The following is a 17,720-nucleotide window of genomic DNA, read 5'->3' as shown; positions in this document are numbered from 1 at the left end:
CTTTCAATTTTGGTTAATTTTTAAGAATTTTCCCTAAAAAGAGTCGCGCTCTTTCGGTTTTTGGATTTGAAAAAAATTCACTAGGAATATTTTCTTCCACAATAGCACCATCTTCCATAAAAATAATCCTATCTGCTACTTCTTTTGCAAAACCCATTTCGTGTGTAACAACCACCATGGTAGTATTGCTTTGGTGTGAAATTTCTTTCATTACATCTAAAACCTCTTGTATGGTTTCTGGATCAAGGGCTGAAGTAGGTTCATCAAATAAAATATAGGGTTTTTTAGTACAAAGTGATCTTGCTATAGCAACGCGCTGTTGTTGTCCGCCTGAAAGGGTTGCTGGATAAACATTTGCTTTATCCACTAAACCTACGACTTTTAAATACTTAAAAGCTGTTTCTTCAGCTTCTTTTTTAGATTTTTTTTGAAGTTTCATTGGAGCTAAGGTTAAATTTTGCAAAACCGTCATATGTGGATATAAATTAAAATGCTGAAAAACCATTGCACAATATTTTCGACAAATTTCAATTTTATTTTTATGATTTAAAACAAGATTGTTAACTACTACCTCGCCTGAACTAACTTCTTCAAGCCCATTCATGCAACGGATAGTTGTACTTTTTCCACTTCCACTTGGACCTATAATAACAAGCTTCTCACCTTCTTTAACAGAAAGATTGATATTCTTTAGAACATGATGAGTTCCGTAGTATTTATTTACATTTTTTAATTCAATCAAGTTTTTTCCTTTATTTCTAACTAAATATAAAATTAATTAAAATTATTTTATCATTAAATAAAGAAAACTACTTCAAAATGTAACTTATTTTTACCAATAAATTTCCAAAGTGTAACTTTTAGTAATTTTTAGAATTTATACTTTTTCATAGTAAACACCTCTTGGAGAGAAAATCTTTTTAAAATAAATAGTCTCTGGAATTAAATCAGCATTGCCAACATAAAGCCTTCCTTTATCATTTAAAATTCTATGAAATCTCTCCATAAGTTTTAGTTTTGATTCATGATCAAAATAAATAATCATATTTCTAGAAGCTATAATATCAAATTTTCCCAATCTTGAAAATTTTTCTTCAAAAACATTGCAAAGTTCAAATTTACAAGTACAAAGCTCATTTTTATTAATAGTATAAAATTTATCTTCGCTTTCTAAAAAAAACCTTCTTTTTTCACTCTCGCTCAATCGCTGTAAAGTTCTTCCTTGATATTTTCCAAGTTTTGCTTTTTCGATTACGCTTGAATTGATATCAATGCCTAAAATATACATATCTTTAATAAAATTCTGTGTAGCCAATAATGCCAAAGAATATACCTCTTCTCCACTTGAACAAGGGGCGCTTAGGATATTTACTCTCTTTTCTAAGCTTTTGGCATAATAAATTATTTCTTTCAATTGAGCCAATTCTCTTAAAAAATAAGTTTCACCTATGGTTACAAAATCTAAAGTTTCTTGTTTAAGTTGTCTATTGCTTTTTAATTTTCCCAAAAATTCGGAAAAATTTTTAGTATTAGTTCCTTCAAGAAATTTATTCAACTTTAAAGCTAGTATATTTTTTTTATCGGTTAAATCAATACCGCTCATTTCGTTGATAATTTTTATAAATTCATTAAGTTCTAATTCGCTAGGAGTTATTTTTTTTTCCATGTAATTTTCCTTTTATTAATCCTGATCAATAAAATTTATAATTTCTTTTTTAATTTCTTTTAAGCTCATAGGTTTTAAATGTGGATTCATATCTTTTGCTCTTTTTGGCATACCATAAACGACGCTATCTGCCTCATTCTCACATAAACATCTAACCCCTGTTTTATAAAGCTCAAATAAACCTTTTGCGCCATCATCTCCCATACCCGTTAAAATAATAGCAAGTATTTTATTTGTTTTTGCCAAAGAAACAGCGGAATGAAAAAGCAAATCTACACTTGGCTTAAAACTTGATACCACATCTTGCCAAGAGGCTACAATATTTAAATTTCCAGATAAAATAGTATTTTTAGGGCAAATATAAATTTTATTGCTTAATATCTCTTTATCGTTCAATAAGCACACTTCACTAAAAGCCTCCTTATTAAATTGCCCCACAAAAGATGGAATAAAACTAACACTCATGTGTTGAGCTATAACCACACAAGTATTTTTTATATCAATATCCTTTAAAAGAAATTTAAGCTGATTAGGACCACCTGTTGAAGATCCTATGAGTATGAGCTTCATTTTCTTCTCCCCTTAATTTATTGAAATTTTATTTTTCTTGTCGCAAATTCTAACATATATAAAGAAAAATAAAGCTTATTTTTAAAAAAAGAAAAGCTGTTTTTATGATTTAATATGATAAGATTAGATTTTTATCTTATTTTATATAGTAATTAGGAAACCAATGCTTAGGGAAAAAATTTATATTGCTAGTGATCATGCTGGTTTTGAATTAAAAGAAAAAATTTGCGTATTTTTAAAAGAAAAAAATATAATTTTTAACGATTTAGGAACAAACACTTGCGCAAGCTGTGATTATCCTGATTATGCACATTTACTTGCCGAAAAAATAGACAAACGAAGCTTTGGTATTCTTATTTGTGGAAGTGGAATTGGAATTTCTATTGCAGCAAATCGTCATAAAAACATTCGCTGCGCATTATGCCATGAAAGCTTAAGTGCAGAACTTGCAAGAAGACATAATGATGCCAATGTTTTGGCATTAGGTGGAAGATTAATCGGGATTGAATTAGCTACAGATATTATAGAAAAATTCATTCAAACTCCTTTTGAAGAAGGAAGACATATGCAAAGAATTCAAAAAATTGAGGTAAAAATATAATGTTTACAAACTGGCTTGTTTTAACTATATTAATTTGTGCAACTATTTATCTTATTGTAATGTTGTTTTACTATAAAACTCTACTTAACAAAGAAAAAACATCAAAAGATTTTATAAAAAACAATCTTGATGATACTGAGATTGTTATTAGAAAACTACAAATCCAACTTCAAAGAAGTCTTGGAAATATAGATATACTCACAGAAGAGCTTAATAAAATCAAAGCAGACCTTACATCTTTAAGAACTAGAAATTCTCAATATCGTTTAGAAAATGACAAACTAAGACAAAGAATTAAAGAATTAGAAGCAAAAATCGAGGCATTATTATGATAAAACTAACGCAAGAAGAACAAAAATACCTGCTTGATAGCATTAGAATTATTCCTGATTTTCCAAAAAAAGGAATTATTTTTAGAGATATTACCACTCTACTAAATAACAAAGAGGCTTTAAATTTTCTACTTAAACATTTAAAAGAACGCTACAAAGATTACAATCTAGATTTCATAGCAGGAACAGAAAGCAGAGGATTTATCTTTGCATCTATGATTTGTGCAAAACTTAATCTTCCTTTTGTACCTATTAGAAAATCTGGAAAACTCCCTTTTGAAACCTTTAGCTGTGAATATGATCTTGAATATGGTAGCGATAAAGTAGAACTTCATAAAGATGCATTTAAAAATATTCAAAATGCAAAAGTTTTACTTGTAGATGATTTAATAGCAACCGGCGGAACAGCTATAGCTTCGTATGAACTCATTCAAAAAGCTGGAGCAAAATGCGTTGAAGCTTGTTTTTTAATGAATCTTAAAGATTTAAATGGAGCAAATAAACTTGAAAAGCTTACTTCAGTTTATAGTGTTTTAGAAATTTAAAACTATAGAAAGGCACAAATGGAAGAATTTTTAAAAAATTTACTTTACCAATACAAAGATCTAGCATATATTATTATTTTTTTATGGTGTATTTTAGAAGGGGAGTTGGCTTTAATTTTGGCAGGTATTTTTGCCCATCAAGGACATGTAAATTTAGGCTTTGTTATATTTATAGCAGGACTTGGTGGTTTTGTAGGCGACCAAATTTATTTCTATATAGGAAGATATAATAAACGCTACATACAAAAAAAATTAAAAACCCAAAGGCGTAAATTTGCAGTAGCGCACTTACTTTTACAACGTTTTGGTTGGCCTATTATTTTTATACAACGTTATATGTATGGCTTTAGAACCATTATACCTATGAGTATAGGAGTCACGCGTTATAGTGCAAAAAAATTTGCTATTATCAATCTTTTTAGTGCTTGGGTTTGGGCATCAATCACTATACTTTTAGCTTGGTATTTTGGAGAACAAATTTGGAAGATGGTGACTTGGGCTGAAGAACATTGGTATTATGCAGCCATTATTATTATAGCTTTTTTATCCCTTTTATTATTTGGTTTTAAACAAATGGAAAAAGCTATACTTAAAGATAAAAGGAAAAAATCATGAAATTTGAATTAAACGATAAAAAACTAGATGCTATAAAAGCAGACTTTGAACTTATTTTTATACAGGATAAAAATTTAAAAAATTTTAACAAAGAAAAAGATTTTTTTAAACTTAATAATTACAAAGGCGAAGGTGTATTACTAGACTTAAACAATAAAAAGCTTTATTTAGAGCTTAAAAGCCTTGCTTATGAGGATATAAGATTAAGTCTTTGCACAGCATATAAAACTCTTGAAAAGCTTAATATAAAAAGCGTAAAACTTCCTAGCATAATAGGAGATTGTGTAGTTAGAAGTTTTACATCTTTAGTTGAAGGCGTACTTTTTGGAGCTTATAAATTTGATAAATATAAAAGCGAGAAAAAAACAAGCACTTTGGAAAAATTTATTATTTCAAGCGAAGAATTAAATGGTAAGAAATTTAATAAAGATGAAGCTAAGATAGGTTTAGAGCGTGGAGAAATTTTAGCCAATGCTACAAATTTTACCAAAAATATAGTCAATGAAATTCCTGAAATTTACACCCCTTTAAAAATGGCAGAAGATGCACAAAATTTAGCTAAAGAAAATAAAAACATTATTTGTAAAATTTATGATGAAAAATTTTTGGCCAAAGAAAAAATGAATGCCTTTTTAGCGGTAAATCGTGCCTCGGTACACCCACCACGCCTCATTCATCTAAGCTATAAAGCCAAAAATGCAAAAAAACGTGTTGTATTTGTTGGAAAAGGCTTAACTTACGATAGCGGTGGATTAAGCTTAAAACCAGCTGATTTTATGCTTACAATGAAAGCTGATAAAAGCGGTGCAGCAGCAGTAATGGGGATCATAAAAGCCGTAGCCGAGCTTGCTTTAGATTTAGAAGTGCATTGTATTTTAGGTGCAACTGAAAATATGATAGGCGGCAATGCTTATAAGCCTGATGATGTGTTAATCAGTCGCGAAGGCGTAAGTATAGAAGTAAGAAATACAGATGCAGAAGGACGCTTGGTTTTAGCTGATTGTCTTTCTTTTGCACAAGATTTAAAACCTGATTTACTTATCGATATGGCAACACTTACTGGAGCTTGTGTTGTAGGACTTGGAGAATTTACAAGTGCTATTATGGGAAACAATGAAGAATTGCAAAATGATTTTTATCTAAGCTCTAAAAAAAGTGGAGAATATACTACAATCTTACACTTTAACCCCCACTTAAGAGAACTTATAAAATCAAATATTGCCGATATTAGCAACACTGCCTCTAGTCGCTATGGAGGCGCAATTACCGCGGGGTTATTTTTAGATAAATTTATTCGTAAAGAATATAAAGACAAATGGTTACATCTTGACATAGCAGGACCTGCTTATACGGAAAAATCTTGGGGATATTCTAGTTTTGGTGCAGGTGGAGCTGGAGTTAGAATGTGTGTTAATTATCTAATTCAAATTTTAAGGAAATCTAAATGAGTTTAAGCGTAGGTATAGTAGGACTTCCAAATGTTGGCAAATCAACGACTTTTAATGCTTTAACTAAAGCACAAAATGCCCAAAGTGCAAACTATCCTTTTTGCACTATAGAGCCTAACAAAGCCATGGTTGAAGTTCCTGACTTAAGACTTAATGAACTTGCTAAAATCGTAAAACCTGAAAGAATTATGCATTCTTTAATAGAATTTGTAGATATCGCTGGACTTGTTAAAGGTGCAAGTAAGGGTGAAGGCTTAGGAAATAAATTTCTTTCAAATATACGCGAAACTGAGGTTATTTTACACATAGTGCGTTGTTTTGATGAAGAAAATATCACCCATGTTGAAGGTGGAGTTAATCCTTTGCGTGATGTAGAAATTATCAATACAGAACTTATTTTAGCAGATATTGAACAACTTAGTAAAAAAATAGAAAAACTCACCAAAGAAACCAAAGCCAACCAAAAGGGTGCTAAAGAAAGCCTCGAACTTGCAAATTCTTTACTTGATCATTTAAACAAAGGCTTAGCTGCAAGTTCTTATCCTGAAAAAGAAAGCGAAATTTATCAAGCCTTAATCAAAGAATTAAGACTGCTTTCTGCTAAAGAAGTGATTTATGGTGCAAATGTTGATGAAAATGGTATTAGTGAAGATAATGATTATGTAAAAGCTTTAAAAGAATATGCTAAAAAAAATGATCATGAAGTTATCAAGCTTTGTGCAAAAATCGAAGAAGAATTAGTAGGATTAAGTGATGAAGAAAGTCGTGAATTTTTAAGTTCTCTAGGAGTTAACGAAAGCGGTCTTGATCAAATCATACGCACTGCTTTTACTAAGCTTGGACTGATCAGTTATTTTACCGCTGGTGTAGTTGAAGTGCGTTCTTGGACAATCAAAAAAGGCTGGAAAGCACCAAAAGCAGCGAGCGTGATTCATAATGACTTTGAAAAAGGCTTTATAAAAGCTGAAGTTATTTCCTATGAAGACTATATCCAATACAAAGGCGAAAATGGCGCCAAAGAAGCAGGAAAGCTACGCCTTGAAGGAAAAGACTATATCGTTTTAGATGGCGATGTAATGCATTTTAGATTCAATGTTTAGGCAAAATAGCCTAAACAATATTTATATTTTTTTAATAAATTCTTGTAAAATTTGAATTTGCTTTTCTACGCTTGTAGTAGAACTTGAGCCTTCACTTTGTTTAGAATTTAAAGAAATTTCAAAATTTAAAAGCTCTACAGCTTTTTCATCAAATATAGGATCTATTTTTGAAAGATCTTTAATTTCACTTATATCAATACCTTGTGCTTCAGCTTGTGCAACAACATTTCCCACTATAAAATGTGCCTTTCTAAAAGGAATATTTTTTTCACGCACTAAATAATCCGCCAAATCAGTAGCCAATAAATGACCTTTTTTGCAAGCATTAAGCATATTTTCTTTATTAATTCGTATTTCTTTTAACATTGCATTTAAGATGATTAAACTATCTTTAGCGGTTTTTACACTATCAAAAAGCCCTTCTTTATCTTCTTGCATATCTTTATTGTAAGCTAAAGGTAGAGCTTTCATTATAGTTAAAAGAGAAATCAGATTTCCATAGACACGCCCTGTTTTTCCGCGTATAAGTTCACAAACATCGGGATTTTTTTTCTGAGGCATGATAGAACTTCCTGTTGAAAAACTATCACTTATGGATATAAAAGAAAATTCCGAACTTGAAAATAAAATCATTTCCTCGCAAAGTCTTGAAGTGTGTGTAAAAATAACTGCTATATCATAAAGTAAATCAAGAGCAAAATCTCTATCACTCACTCCATCCATAGCATTTGGCATAATATCTTTAAATCCTAAAATTTTAGCGTTCAACTCACGATTGGTGGCATAGCTTGTTCCTGCACACGCACAAGACCCAAGTGGCGAAAAATCAGCGAGTTCTAGACTATTTTGCAAACGCTTAATATCTCGCATTAGCATAAAAGCATAAGCTAAAATATAAAAAGAAAAACTCACAGGCTGAGCGTGTTGTAAATGTGTAAAACTTGGCATAATAGTTTTTTTATGCACTTTGGCATGTTCGAGCATGGTTTGAATCAATTCTTTTAAAAGCTTTATAAGTTCAATATGAGATTTTTTGACAAAAAGTTTAAAATCAGTAGCCACTTGATCATTTCTACTTCTTGCAGTATGAAGTCTTCCACCAATTTCACTACCTATAAGCTCGCTTAAACGCTTTTCTATAGCCATATGAATATCTTCATCTTTAATATCAAAAATAAATTTGCCTTGCTCTATTTCACTTCTAACCTGCTCTAAACCTTTTATAATAGCATCTAATTCTTCTTTTTTTAAAATACCACAACTTTCAAGCATTGTAGCGTGTGCTATAGAACCTTGTATATCTTCATTGAACAAAGTTTTATCTACATTTAAACTTGCATTAAATTCTTTTAAAAGCTCATCACTTGCACTACTAAAGCGTCCTGACCACATTTCATTTTTCATTTAAATGCCTTAAATTTTTGGTCCAAATTTGCTAAATTCAATGCCTTCTTTGACATCTTCGTAACGTTTAAAATTTTGTATAAACATATGTGCTAATTTATCTCTTGTTGCAATATAATTATTTTTATCTGACCAAGTATTTATAGGATTTAAAAGCGTGCTTTCTACACCTTCTAAAGCTTTTGGAATAGCTAAATCAAACACTTCAAAATTTTCAAATTCGCATTTTGCAATACTTCCATCTAGAATAGCATTAATGCAAGCCCTAGTAGCCTTAATACTCATTCTTTTACCCACACCGTAGCTTCCACCGCTCCAGCCTGTATTAACAAGATAAACATTAGCTTCATGCTTTTCAATCTTTTCACCAAGTAATCTCGCATAAACCGTTGGATGCAAAGGCATAAAAGGTTCTCCAAAACAAGCTGAAAAAGTTGCTTGAGGTTCTAAAATACCACGCTCAGTTCCAGCTACTTTTGCTGTATAACCACTTAAAAAATAATACATAGCCTGCTCTTTGCTTAGTTTACTTACTGGAGGTAAAATTCCAAAAGCATCTGCACTTAAAAATATAATATTTTTTGGATGCCCTGCTTTTAGACTAGGCTCATGATTTTCAATATGCTCTATAGGATAAGAAACTCTTGTATTTTCTGTTTTTGAAGCATCAGCATAATCAACACTCTTATCGGCTCTTAAAACTACATTTTCTAAAAGTGCATTTCTTTTAATGGCACCATAAATTTCAGGCTCATGTTCAGGATCGAGATTGATTGTTTTTGCGTAACAACCACCCTCAAAATTAAATACACCTTCATCATCCCAACCATGTTCGTCATCACCTATAAGTTTTCTTTTTGGATCGGTTGAGAGTGTAGTTTTTCCAGTGCCACTAAGTCCAAAGAAAAGTGCTACATCACCTTTTTCTCCGACATTTGCACTACAATGCATAGAAAGTTTATTTTCTAGTGGCAACCAATAATTCATCATAGAAAAAATACCTTTTTTCATTTCTCCGCCATACCAAGTTCCACCAATAACTGCTATATTTTCTTCAACATTAAAGATTACAAAAACCTCTGAATTTAAACCATCTTGTTTGTAATCTTCATTGATACATTTGCAAGCATTATAAACAATAAAATCTGCTTTAAAATTCTCAAGTTCTTCTTGACTTGGGCGAATAAACATATTTTTAACAAAATGCGCTTGCCATGCAATTTCAGTAACAAATCTTACTGCTTTGCGACTTTGCAAAGAAGCGCCACAAAAAGCATCTTGAACATAAATTTTCTTTCCACTTAATTCTTGTTTTGCTTTGGTCAAAAGCTTATCAAATAATTCTTTTGTAATGGGCTGATTTACCTTTCCCCAAGCAATATACTTACTAGATGGATCTTGTTTTACAAAATATTTATCTTTAGGACTTCTACCTGTAAAAATCCCTGTATCTACACAAAAAGTATCATTATCCGTACTTAAACCTTCATTATTTGCTTTTTCATGAGCATTTAATTCATCATAACTTAAATTATGAAAAATTTCTTTTATATTATCCAAACCTAAATTATCAAATTTTTTCATCTTTCCCTCACTTTAATTCTTATAGATAGCTAATACTTCGCCTTCGTTAACAGTATCGCCTATTTTAATACAAAGCTCTGAAATAATTCCATCTTTTGGAGCATTAACCTCAATCTCCATTTTCATTGCTTCTAAAACCATGATGGCTTGACCTGATTTTACTTCTTCACCTTCGTTAACATAAATTTTAAAGACATTACCTGAAATACCTGCTAAAACTTCATTTTCAGCATCTACAGAACTTGTTGAATTTGAAGAAACAATATTTTTATTTTCTTCTACTTTTTTTACACTTTTAACATTAACATCTTTATCAAAACCATAGCTTACCTCTACATGATATTTATTACCATTTACAGCTACGGTAAATTTGTTTTCATCTACACTCATAGGCTTTGGCATACTAGCTAATTTGCGTACATTTACCTTTGCCTCTCCTTTTAAAAATGCTATACCTTTTTCTTTACAAGCTGCTGCAATAAATATATTTTCTTCACTCGTTTCTATACTCTCTTTTTCAAGCAAGGTTTTGGTATAAACTATACTTTTACTCTCATCTTTATCAGCTATATTAATAGCAAGCTCTGTAGTAGGTTCTAAATTAAGTTGTTTTGAAGCAAGTTCAACAATATTTGCATCGGGTGTAACAGGAGTTTTTCCAAAATAACCAAGCACCATTTTTCCATAACCTTCTGCTATTTTTTTCCAAGGTCCAAACATCACATTATTAAAAGCTTGTTGAAAATAAAATTGAGAAACTGGAGTAACCGAAGTACCAAATCCACCTTTTTCTACAACTTCTCTCATAGCATGAATGACTTGTGGAAATTTATCTAAGATATTATTATCTCTCATCATTTGTGTATTTGCTGTTAAAGCTCCTCCTGGCATAGGAGAAAAAGGAATAAGTGGATTTACCATAGTAGCTTCAGGTGGTAAAAAATATTCTTTTAAACAATCTTTTAAAACTTCTTCGTATTTTAGAATTTTTTCTTCCTCAAGTCCGCCTAAATCATAATCTTTGCCTTTTAAAGCATGCATCATGGTTAAAATATCAGGCTGAGAGGTTCCGCCACTTACTGGAGCCGCAGCCAAATCGATACCATCAACCCCTGCTTCAAGTGCTGCAAGATAGCAGGCTATACTCACTCCTGCAGTTTCATGCGTATGAAGTCTAATGTGTGTATCTTGAGGTAAAATTTTTCTAGCCATTTTAATGGTTTCATAAATTTTATTTGGATTAGAAGTCCCACTTGCATCTTTGAAACAAATACTATGAAAAGGAATTTCTGCTGCTAAAATTTCTTTTAAAATTTTTTCATAAAAAGGCACATCATGGGCACCTTTACAATTTGGCGGTAAATCCATTAAAGTGATAGTAATTTCATGCTTTAACCCATGTTTTACTATACATTCACCACTAAATTTTAAATTATTTACATCATTAAGGGCATCAAAATTTCTTATCGTTGTAGTACCGTGTTTTGCAAAAAGTTTTGCATGCAAATCAATAAGTTCACTACTTCCAGTATCTAAAGTAACGGTATTGACCCCTCTTGCTAAAGTTTGAAGATTGGTATCTTTTCCTACAATAGCCCTAAATTTATCCATCATGGTAAAAGCATCTTCATTAAGATAAAAATACAAGCTTTGAAATCTAGCACCACCGCCAAATTCAAAATGTGTAATGCCTGCTTCTTTTGCTGCTTCTACTGCAGGAAAAAAATCATCCATTAAAACCCTAGCTCCATAAACAGACTGAAAACCATCCCTAAAGCTTGTATCCATTACATCGATGAATTTTTTAGCCATTATTTTTCCTTAAAAAATATTTTTTCATTATTATACAAAAATTTGATAACACATTACCAAAATTATTGCTATAGGCGATATAAAACGAATAAAAAACAACCAAATTAAGAAAATTTTTCGACTTATAAATTTAGAAAAAATTTTATAAATTTGTTTTTTATTCATAAAAAAACCTACAAATATAGAGCATACTATAGCACCAAGTGGAAGTAAAAAATTTGAAGTTAATTTATCTAATAAAGTAAAAAAATCTTTGCCAAAAAAACTAAACATAGAAAAAAAATTTAAATTTAACGACAAGATACAACAAATTCCAAAAACAAAAACAAACAAACCTATTAAAAATAGAGCTTTAGTACGAGAAATTTGATAGTTATTAATCATATAAAAAGTTAAAGGCTCTATCATTGAAACAGCTGAAGTAATACCAGCAAAAAAAAGTGCTAAGAAAAAACAAAATGCAAAAATATAGCCTAAAATCCCAAGCTGATTAAACAAACTCATCAAGGATACAAAAACAATCCCCGCTCCTTGAGTATGTGGATCGGCTCCAAATTCAAAGATAAAAGTAAAAACAATAAGCCCCATAATAAAAGAAATCAATAAGTTAATCAAAACAATATACACTGAACTTTTTATAAAATTTGTTTTTTTATCCAAGGCTGATGAATATGTAACTATGCAACCTATTCCCAAGCATAAGGTAAAAAATGCAAGCCCTAAAGCTTCGGCAATAGAGCTAAATTTAAAATGTGAAAAATCAGGATAAAATAAATAAGAAAAAGCATTTGCAAAACCTTGCTTAAATCCCATGCAATAAAACAACATAAAAACAAGCATTAAAAATAAGCTAGGCATTATAACAACGTTTAATTTTTCAATCCCTTTGATTAAACCTTTAGATACTATCAATAAAGTAAGAAAAAAAGATAAAGTGAAGAAAAAAACAGAACTTGTCAAATTTGTAGTAATTAAATTCTGAAAATTACTTGCTGCTTCATCTAAGGTTTTAGGAAGATAATAAAGACTAACTACAGTATATTTTAAAACCCATCCCATAATAACTAGATAAAAAGAGAGAACAAAAATACCACCTAACATAAAAACGCCTCCATATCGCCATCTATTGCCATATTTTATGGCAAGATTTGAATAAGCATTTGCAAGATCACTTTTACTTAAACGTCCCATAGCCACTTCAGCCAAAAAAATACTAAATCCTATGGTTAAAGTAAAAAACAAATATAAAAGCACAAAAACAAAACCACCATTTTCTGCACTTAAAGTTGGAAATTTCCAAGCATTACCTAAACCAACGGCTCCACCAGCAACAGCCAATACAAAACCGATTTTTGAAAAATATGTTCTCATTATTTTTCAAACTCACTTTAAAAAAGCGGCTATCATAACTATAACAACAGCCAAAGGGGAAATAAATCTCAAAAACACATACCAAAGTTCAAAAAATATACCGCTCATATAAGGTTCAAATAAAATTTTTAAAGCATCTTTTTTCATCACAAATCCCACAAAAATAGCTGCCAAAATTCCACCTAAAGGCATAATAACCTTGCTTGAAACACTATCAAGCAAATCAAAAAAACTCATTCCAAAAAATCCAAACTGAGTACTTTTTAAAGAAGATAAAATACACAACATTCCTAAAATATAAACAACAATTCCTATTAAAATCAAAGCTTTTTTACGGCTCATGCCAAAAGTATTAATAAGATAAAAAGCAAAAGGCTCTATCATTGAAACAGCTGAAGTAATACCAGCAAAGATTAAAGAAATAAAAAATGCTGCTCCAAAAATACAACCAATCACCCCAATTTTTTCAAATAAAGTAGCTAAGGAAATAAAAACAAGTCCTGGTCCTTGCTGATTAGGATTGTAGCCAAATTCAAAGATAAAAGTAAAAACAACCAAACCCATTAATAAACCAACTAAAAGATTGATAAAAATAATATTTAAAGTACTGGTAATAAAATTGGTTTTATCAGGCAGACTAGCAGAATAAGTAATAATCGTTCCAACGCCCAAAGAAAGACTAAAAAAAGCAAGTCCTAAGGCTTCAAGAACATTTGAAGTGTTGATTTTGGAAAAATCAGGTACAAAAAGAAATTTAACCGCCATCATAAAACCATCTTTACTAATAGCATAAACAAGCATCAAAATAAGTAAAATAAACAATGAAGGCATCATCCAAACATTTAACTTTTCAATCCCATTCTTAACACCTTTAGAAACAATATAAAAAACACATAAAAAAACCAAAGTAAAACAAATAAACTGACTTAAAAAATCCTCACTTGTAAAAAATCCAAACTGTGCTTTACTTACTTCTAGATCCATAGGCAAATTTCCAGTGATACTTAAAAACACATATTTAACTATCCAGCCAATCACCAAGGTATAAAAAGAAACTATTAAAATCGCCCCCACCATAGTAAAACCAACATAAGACCAAGCTTTTTTATTTGAAGGTGCTAACTTTTCATAGGCATTAACCGGATCTTTTTCACTAATTTTTCCTATGCTAAGCTCAGCTAAAAATATCACAAAACCTACACCTAAAGTAAGAATTATATAAAGCAAGATAAAAGCAGATCCACCACTTTGACCTACTAATGTTGGAAATTTCCAAGCATTACCCAAGCCCACCGCTGAACCTGCTACCGCTAAAATGAAACCTATTTTTGAAAATTTAGAACTCAATGTTACAACCTTAACTTAAAAATTATTTTAAAATATTATTAAAGCAAAAAAACTTTTAAGCTTTATTGAAAACAATCAAATTTAAATCAAAAATGTGAATTTTTGTAAATTTCAATAAAAATAAAGATACTTTTGGTTATAATTCGGCTTTATTTTTAAGTCTTAAGTAGGGATACGCAAGCCGAACTGATTTAAAAATTGAAAAAATTTTTTTATAAAAAGGTTAAGATAATGAAAAAAGTTCTTTTTTTATTATTAGCATGTTCAGCAGTAGCTTTTGCAGCTGAAACTAATGCTCCAGTAGAGCAAGAAGCTATTAATGTATGGATTAAAGCATTTTCAGTTCTTGCAGCAGGTTTAGGTCTTGGTGTTGCAGCACTTGGTGGTGCTATCGGTATGGGTAATACTGCAGCGGCAACAATTGCAGGAACAGCTAGAAACCCTGGCCTTGGGCCAAAATTAATGACAACTATGTTTATCGCTTTAGCGATGATTGAAGCACAAGTTATCTATGCTCTTGTTATCGCGCTAATAGCACTTTATGCAAATCCTTTTATAGTTTTACAATAAAACTTATCAAAGCCCTTTTTGGGCTTTTTTTATGCGGTTATGGTGGAATTGGTAGACACGCCATCTTGAGGGGGTGGTACGCTCTGCGTGTGCGAGTTCAAATCTCGCTAACCGCACCATCGATACTATAAACTACTATAAATATCATACTTATAAAATATCGATAAAATAGGCATTTATAGCTATATAAAGCCTAAATTAAAGTTTTTTCCGTTAAAATTCATTTCGAAACTTTTTTCCTAACTTTTCTCCTAACTTTTTATTTTTTATTCTAAAAAGTTAGGAGAAATTACCACAAGGAGTCTATTTTTAAATGCTTACACAGAAAGATATAGTAAATATTAGTCCAAAAGATAAAAAATTTTTAATTAGCGATAGTGATAATTTATTTGTATTAGTTTATCCTAGCGGCAAAAAGTCTTTTGTATTTGATTGTAAAGATCCAAAAACAAGAAAATTAAAAAGAATAACTTTGGGGCAATTTCCGCAAATATCAATTAAAGAAGCTCGAGATAAAAAAATGAGATAAAAACTTTACTAAAAACTAATGAAAGTATAAGAAAAAAAGAAGGATGTGATACAAGTTTTAGAAAAATTGCTGAACAGTATTTTCTTCAAAAAAACGACATAACAAAACGCACTCTCAATGAGTCTATTAAGCGAATGGAAAATCATTGCTATCCTATTATAGGAGATATTCCCATTAGTAATCTTAAAAGAAGCGATATTTTAAATGTTCTTGAAAAAATAAAACTACAAAAAAATCCGAAGTCGGTAAAAAAATATTTACAACATTAACTTATGCAGTTAACAAAGAGATGATTGAAAATAATATTATGCTTGGTATAAAAAGAAAGGATTTGGTCTATAACAAAAAAAACAAGACATTTTGCGACTATTACGGAAGTTTCAAAAATTAAAGAATTAATTGAAAATATTATTTATATACAATGTGATACAAATACAAAAATGGCAATCTTATTGTCGCTTCTTACTGCGCAAAGAAGTTTTAGCATAAGAAATGCTGCTTGGGAAGATATTGATTTAGAAAATGGCTTGTGGAACATACCTGCTTCAAAAATGAAAATGAAAAAAGCGCATTGTATACATCTAAGTGATATTGCAGTGCAATTATTAAAAGAATACAAACAAATAAGTCATCATGATCTTTTATTTAAATCCATTAAACAAAAAAGAAAGGCGATGGACTAAATGAGATCTTGAGTGATAATACAGTAAGAATGGTATTTAGAAGAATGGGATATTCAAATGAAGATTTTACTCCACATGGTTTTAGATCTATGTTTAGTACTCTAGCTCACGAAAATATTCAAAAACATCAGTTTAGTAGCAATATTATAGAAATGTGTTTGGCACATACGGAAAAAAATAAGGTTAAAGCTTCATATAATTTTGCACAAAATTTAAAAGAGAGAAGGGAGTTGATGCAATGGTATAGTGATTATTTGTGCGAAATATGCCCAAAATTAAAAGATTTTATTTTACTTGATTTTATATAAAAAGGAATAATATGAAAAACAAATATTTAAAAGAAGCATTCACTCGGGCGGGGGGTGAATTTCTTGAAAATAAAGAAAATAGAGAAAATAAAGAAAATAGAGAAAAACTCATAAAAACCCTAATAATACACTTAAATTCTTATTTAGAGGCTGAAAGTAATCTACAAAAAATCAAGATTTTAGTCAAAATATATCAAAATTTACAAAAATGTAGCCGAACTCCTGATCTTATTGACATAGAAGAACTTGAATTTAACAAAGAAGACATTTTCGAAGAATTATTTTATACTTTAGGCGGTTTAGGAGGTATGTATTCCGTAGAAATAATACAATCAAGAATTGCAAATTTCATCAAAATACTTGGCGGAGAGCCTAAGCTTTTATTAGAACAATTTTAAACACATAGACTTCTTCTTGAAGTCTATGCAAATACTCAATTTTAGAAAAATTAATTATTCAATAACGCAGCTTTTATTGTATCATTTGTTGCTTTGGCATATATAGTAGTAGTATTTAGATTTGCATGTCTTAGAATTTTTTGTATGACCACAAGGTTTGTTCCTTTGGCTGTTAATCTCATGGCTAAAGTGTGTCTAAGCAAATGAAGTCCTTTTTTGCTGATCAAAGCTTTAGCGTAAATATTATTTACAATCAAAAAAGCATTGCTTCTATTTAAATGTTTTCCTGTGCTAGTTTGCATTATGTAATCACTATCTTGGATATTTTCTTTAAAATATTCAAGCTCATCATCCACTTCTTCTTTTTTAATAAATGCAAATTGTTCTTTACCGCCCTTGCCTATTATGGATATTTTTAATATTTCATCTTCAACCTCTTCAAAATCACAAAGTTTTACATTTAAAGCTTCAGAAATTCTAAGTCCTCCATAAAGCATAAGTTTTATCAGTAAAGAGTTTCTAAAACTATTATAAACTTCTTTTTTTGCTTTTTCTTTCTCTAAAACATTATTTAGCCTTATAATTTCATTTTCATTAAGATAATTTAATTTTTCTTCTGATTTTTCTGTTCTAAATCTAATTTTCTTCATATCAAAGGAAAAAATAAACAAATCATCATTATTATCGCTTATAAAAAAAGCTAGTTAATACTCTCAAATAAGTTATTTTTGTTTTTTTTGATAGTTTATTGCCATTTTTTGAATTATTTTCTAAATAATTAAGAAAATTGACTAAAAAAGTCGTTTTTATATCGTTTATTTGCATTTCATCTTGATA

20 protein-coding genes, 1 tRNA gene and 1 pseudogene are annotated in these 17,720 nt (G+C 30.1%); 13 read left to right on the top strand and 9 right to left on the bottom strand.

The window, feature by feature from the left end; translation table 11 throughout:
- Positions 1-13 precede the first annotated feature (13 nt).
- The 3 genes from AJN70_RS00950 to AJN70_RS00940 all read right to left on the bottom strand — a co-directional run bounded on the left by AJN70_RS00950 (position 14) and on the right by AJN70_RS00940 (position 2,236).
- Positions 14-742 (bottom strand): amino acid ABC transporter ATP-binding protein, encoded by a 729-nt coding sequence (locus tag AJN70_RS00950; RefSeq protein ID WP_002865902.1) that lies wholly within the window; start codon positions 740-742, stop codon positions 14-16.
- Between the two features lie 135 nt (positions 743-877).
- Entirely contained in the window at positions 878-1,666 is a 789-nt protein-coding gene (locus AJN70_RS00945; protein WP_002861615.1) for a CheR family methyltransferase, read from the bottom strand.
- A gap of 15 nt (positions 1,667-1,681) precedes the next feature.
- On the bottom strand, positions 1,682-2,236 hold the full coding sequence (locus tag AJN70_RS00940) for a CheB methylesterase domain-containing protein (RefSeq protein ID WP_002861616.1): 555 nt from the start codon (positions 2,234-2,236) through the stop codon (positions 1,682-1,684).
- Positions 2,237-2,399: 163 nt separating this feature from the next.
- Between AJN70_RS00940 and rpiB the strand changes: the two genes are divergently transcribed.
- Genes rpiB through ychF form a run of 6 tightly spaced genes read left to right on the top strand, consistent with a single transcriptional unit; the run spans position 2,400 to position 6,877 of the window.
- Positions 2,400-2,837: a ribose 5-phosphate isomerase B gene (gene rpiB / locus AJN70_RS00935; protein WP_002861617.1), complete on the top strand. Its 438-nt coding sequence runs from the start codon at positions 2,400-2,402 to the stop codon at positions 2,835-2,837.
- Positions 2,837-3,169, top strand: coding sequence for a membrane protein (locus AJN70_RS00930; protein ID WP_002853247.1), 333 nt, complete (start codon positions 2,837-2,839; stop codon positions 3,167-3,169). The genes rpiB and AJN70_RS00930 overlap by 1 nt, the downstream gene beginning before the upstream one ends.
- Positions 3,166-3,714 carry an adenine phosphoribosyltransferase gene (apt, locus tag AJN70_RS00925; protein WP_070295342.1) on the top strand — a complete coding sequence of 183 codons (549 nt, stop codon included), beginning with the start codon at positions 3,166-3,168 and terminating at the stop codon, positions 3,712-3,714. Before AJN70_RS00930 ends, apt begins: the two co-directional genes overlap by 4 nt.
- 18 nt (positions 3,715-3,732) lie before the next feature.
- Positions 3,733-4,329 carry a DedA family protein gene (locus tag AJN70_RS00920; RefSeq protein WP_002861619.1) on the top strand — a complete coding sequence of 199 codons (597 nt, stop codon included), beginning with the start codon at positions 3,733-3,735 and terminating at the stop codon, positions 4,327-4,329.
- Complete coding sequence (locus AJN70_RS00915; protein ID WP_004305977.1) at positions 4,326-5,777, top strand: leucyl aminopeptidase; 1,452 nt, start codon at positions 4,326-4,328, stop codon at positions 5,775-5,777. Before AJN70_RS00920 ends, AJN70_RS00915 begins: the two co-directional genes overlap by 4 nt.
- On the top strand, positions 5,774-6,877 hold the full coding sequence (ychF, locus tag AJN70_RS00910; RefSeq protein ID WP_004305979.1) for a redox-regulated ATPase YchF: 1,104 nt from the start codon (positions 5,774-5,776) through the stop codon (positions 6,875-6,877). Before AJN70_RS00915 ends, ychF begins: the two co-directional genes overlap by 4 nt.
- A gap of 21 nt (positions 6,878-6,898) precedes the next feature.
- On the opposite strand, the gene argH is transcribed toward ychF, so the two are convergent.
- Genes argH through AJN70_RS00885 form a run of 5 tightly spaced genes read right to left on the bottom strand, consistent with a single transcriptional unit; the run spans position 6,899 to position 14,395 of the window.
- Positions 6,899-8,281 carry an argininosuccinate lyase gene (gene argH, locus AJN70_RS00905; protein ID WP_004305980.1) on the bottom strand — a complete coding sequence of 461 codons (1,383 nt, stop codon included), beginning with the start codon at positions 8,279-8,281 and terminating at the stop codon, positions 6,899-6,901.
- Positions 8,282-8,290: 9 nt separating this feature from the next.
- A complete protein-coding gene (gene pckA, locus AJN70_RS00900; RefSeq protein ID WP_004305981.1) occupies positions 8,291-9,865 on the bottom strand; it encodes a phosphoenolpyruvate carboxykinase (ATP) in 1,575 nt (524 codons plus the stop codon).
- Between the two features lie 12 nt (positions 9,866-9,877).
- A complete protein-coding gene (locus tag AJN70_RS00895) occupies positions 9,878-11,677 on the bottom strand; it encodes a biotin/lipoyl-containing protein (RefSeq protein ID WP_002861624.1) in 1,800 nt (599 codons plus the stop codon).
- Positions 11,678-11,707: 30 nt separating this feature from the next.
- Positions 11,708-13,048 carry a sodium-dependent transporter gene (locus tag AJN70_RS00890; RefSeq protein WP_070295341.1) on the bottom strand — a complete coding sequence of 447 codons (1,341 nt, stop codon included), beginning with the start codon at positions 13,046-13,048 and terminating at the stop codon, positions 11,708-11,710.
- 12 nt (positions 13,049-13,060) lie between these two features.
- The gene (locus AJN70_RS00885) at positions 13,061-14,395 is read right to left on the bottom strand and encodes a sodium-dependent transporter (protein ID WP_044779223.1); all 1,335 of its coding nucleotides are present in this window, start codon (positions 14,393-14,395) and stop codon (positions 13,061-13,063) included.
- Between the two features lie 231 nt (positions 14,396-14,626).
- Between AJN70_RS00885 and AJN70_RS00880 the strand changes: the two genes are divergently transcribed.
- The 7 genes from AJN70_RS00880 to AJN70_RS09460 all read left to right on the top strand — a co-directional run bounded on the left by AJN70_RS00880 (position 14,627) and on the right by AJN70_RS09460 (position 16,883).
- A complete protein-coding gene (locus tag AJN70_RS00880) occupies positions 14,627-14,965 on the top strand; it encodes a F0F1 ATP synthase subunit C (RefSeq protein WP_002861627.1) in 339 nt (112 codons plus the stop codon).
- A 33-nt stretch (positions 14,966-14,998) separates the two neighbouring features.
- A tRNA-Leu gene (locus tag AJN70_RS00875) sits at positions 14,999-15,084 on the top strand.
- A gap of 194 nt (positions 15,085-15,278) precedes the next feature.
- The gene (locus AJN70_RS09290) at positions 15,279-15,494 is read left to right on the top strand and encodes an Arm DNA-binding domain-containing protein (RefSeq protein ID WP_002881691.1); all 216 of its coding nucleotides are present in this window, start codon (positions 15,279-15,281) and stop codon (positions 15,492-15,494) included.
- Positions 15,491-15,763 (top strand): phage integrase central domain-containing protein, encoded by a 273-nt coding sequence (locus AJN70_RS10030; protein WP_374220172.1) that lies wholly within the window; start codon positions 15,491-15,493, stop codon positions 15,761-15,763. Before AJN70_RS09290 ends, AJN70_RS10030 begins: the two co-directional genes overlap by 4 nt.
- Before the next feature lie 60 nt (positions 15,764-15,823).
- Positions 15,824-16,177: a tyrosine-type recombinase/integrase gene (locus AJN70_RS09285; protein ID WP_079264426.1), complete on the top strand. Its 354-nt coding sequence runs from the start codon at positions 15,824-15,826 to the stop codon at positions 16,175-16,177.
- 8 nt (positions 16,178-16,185) lie between these two features.
- Complete coding sequence (locus AJN70_RS09280) at positions 16,186-16,485, top strand: tyrosine-type recombinase/integrase (RefSeq protein WP_002881695.1); 300 nt, start codon at positions 16,186-16,188, stop codon at positions 16,483-16,485.
- Positions 16,486-16,496: 11 nt separating this feature from the next.
- On the top strand, positions 16,497-16,883 hold the full coding sequence (locus AJN70_RS09460; RefSeq protein ID WP_070295340.1) for a hypothetical protein: 387 nt from the start codon (positions 16,497-16,499) through the stop codon (positions 16,881-16,883).
- A gap of 50 nt (positions 16,884-16,933) precedes the next feature.
- Here AJN70_RS09460 and AJN70_RS00860 read toward each other — a convergent pair.
- Positions 16,934-17,720 (bottom strand): annotated as a pseudogene (locus AJN70_RS00860) (tyrosine-type recombinase/integrase); the annotation flags it as partial.

The organism is Campylobacter sp. BCW_4341 (assembly GCF_001764255.1).
GTDB lineage: Bacteria > Campylobacterota > Campylobacteria > Campylobacterales > Campylobacteraceae > Campylobacter_D > Campylobacter_D jejuni.
Note: the sequence above shows the minus strand (reverse complement) of the source record. Positions and strands in the feature narration are given on the sequence as shown.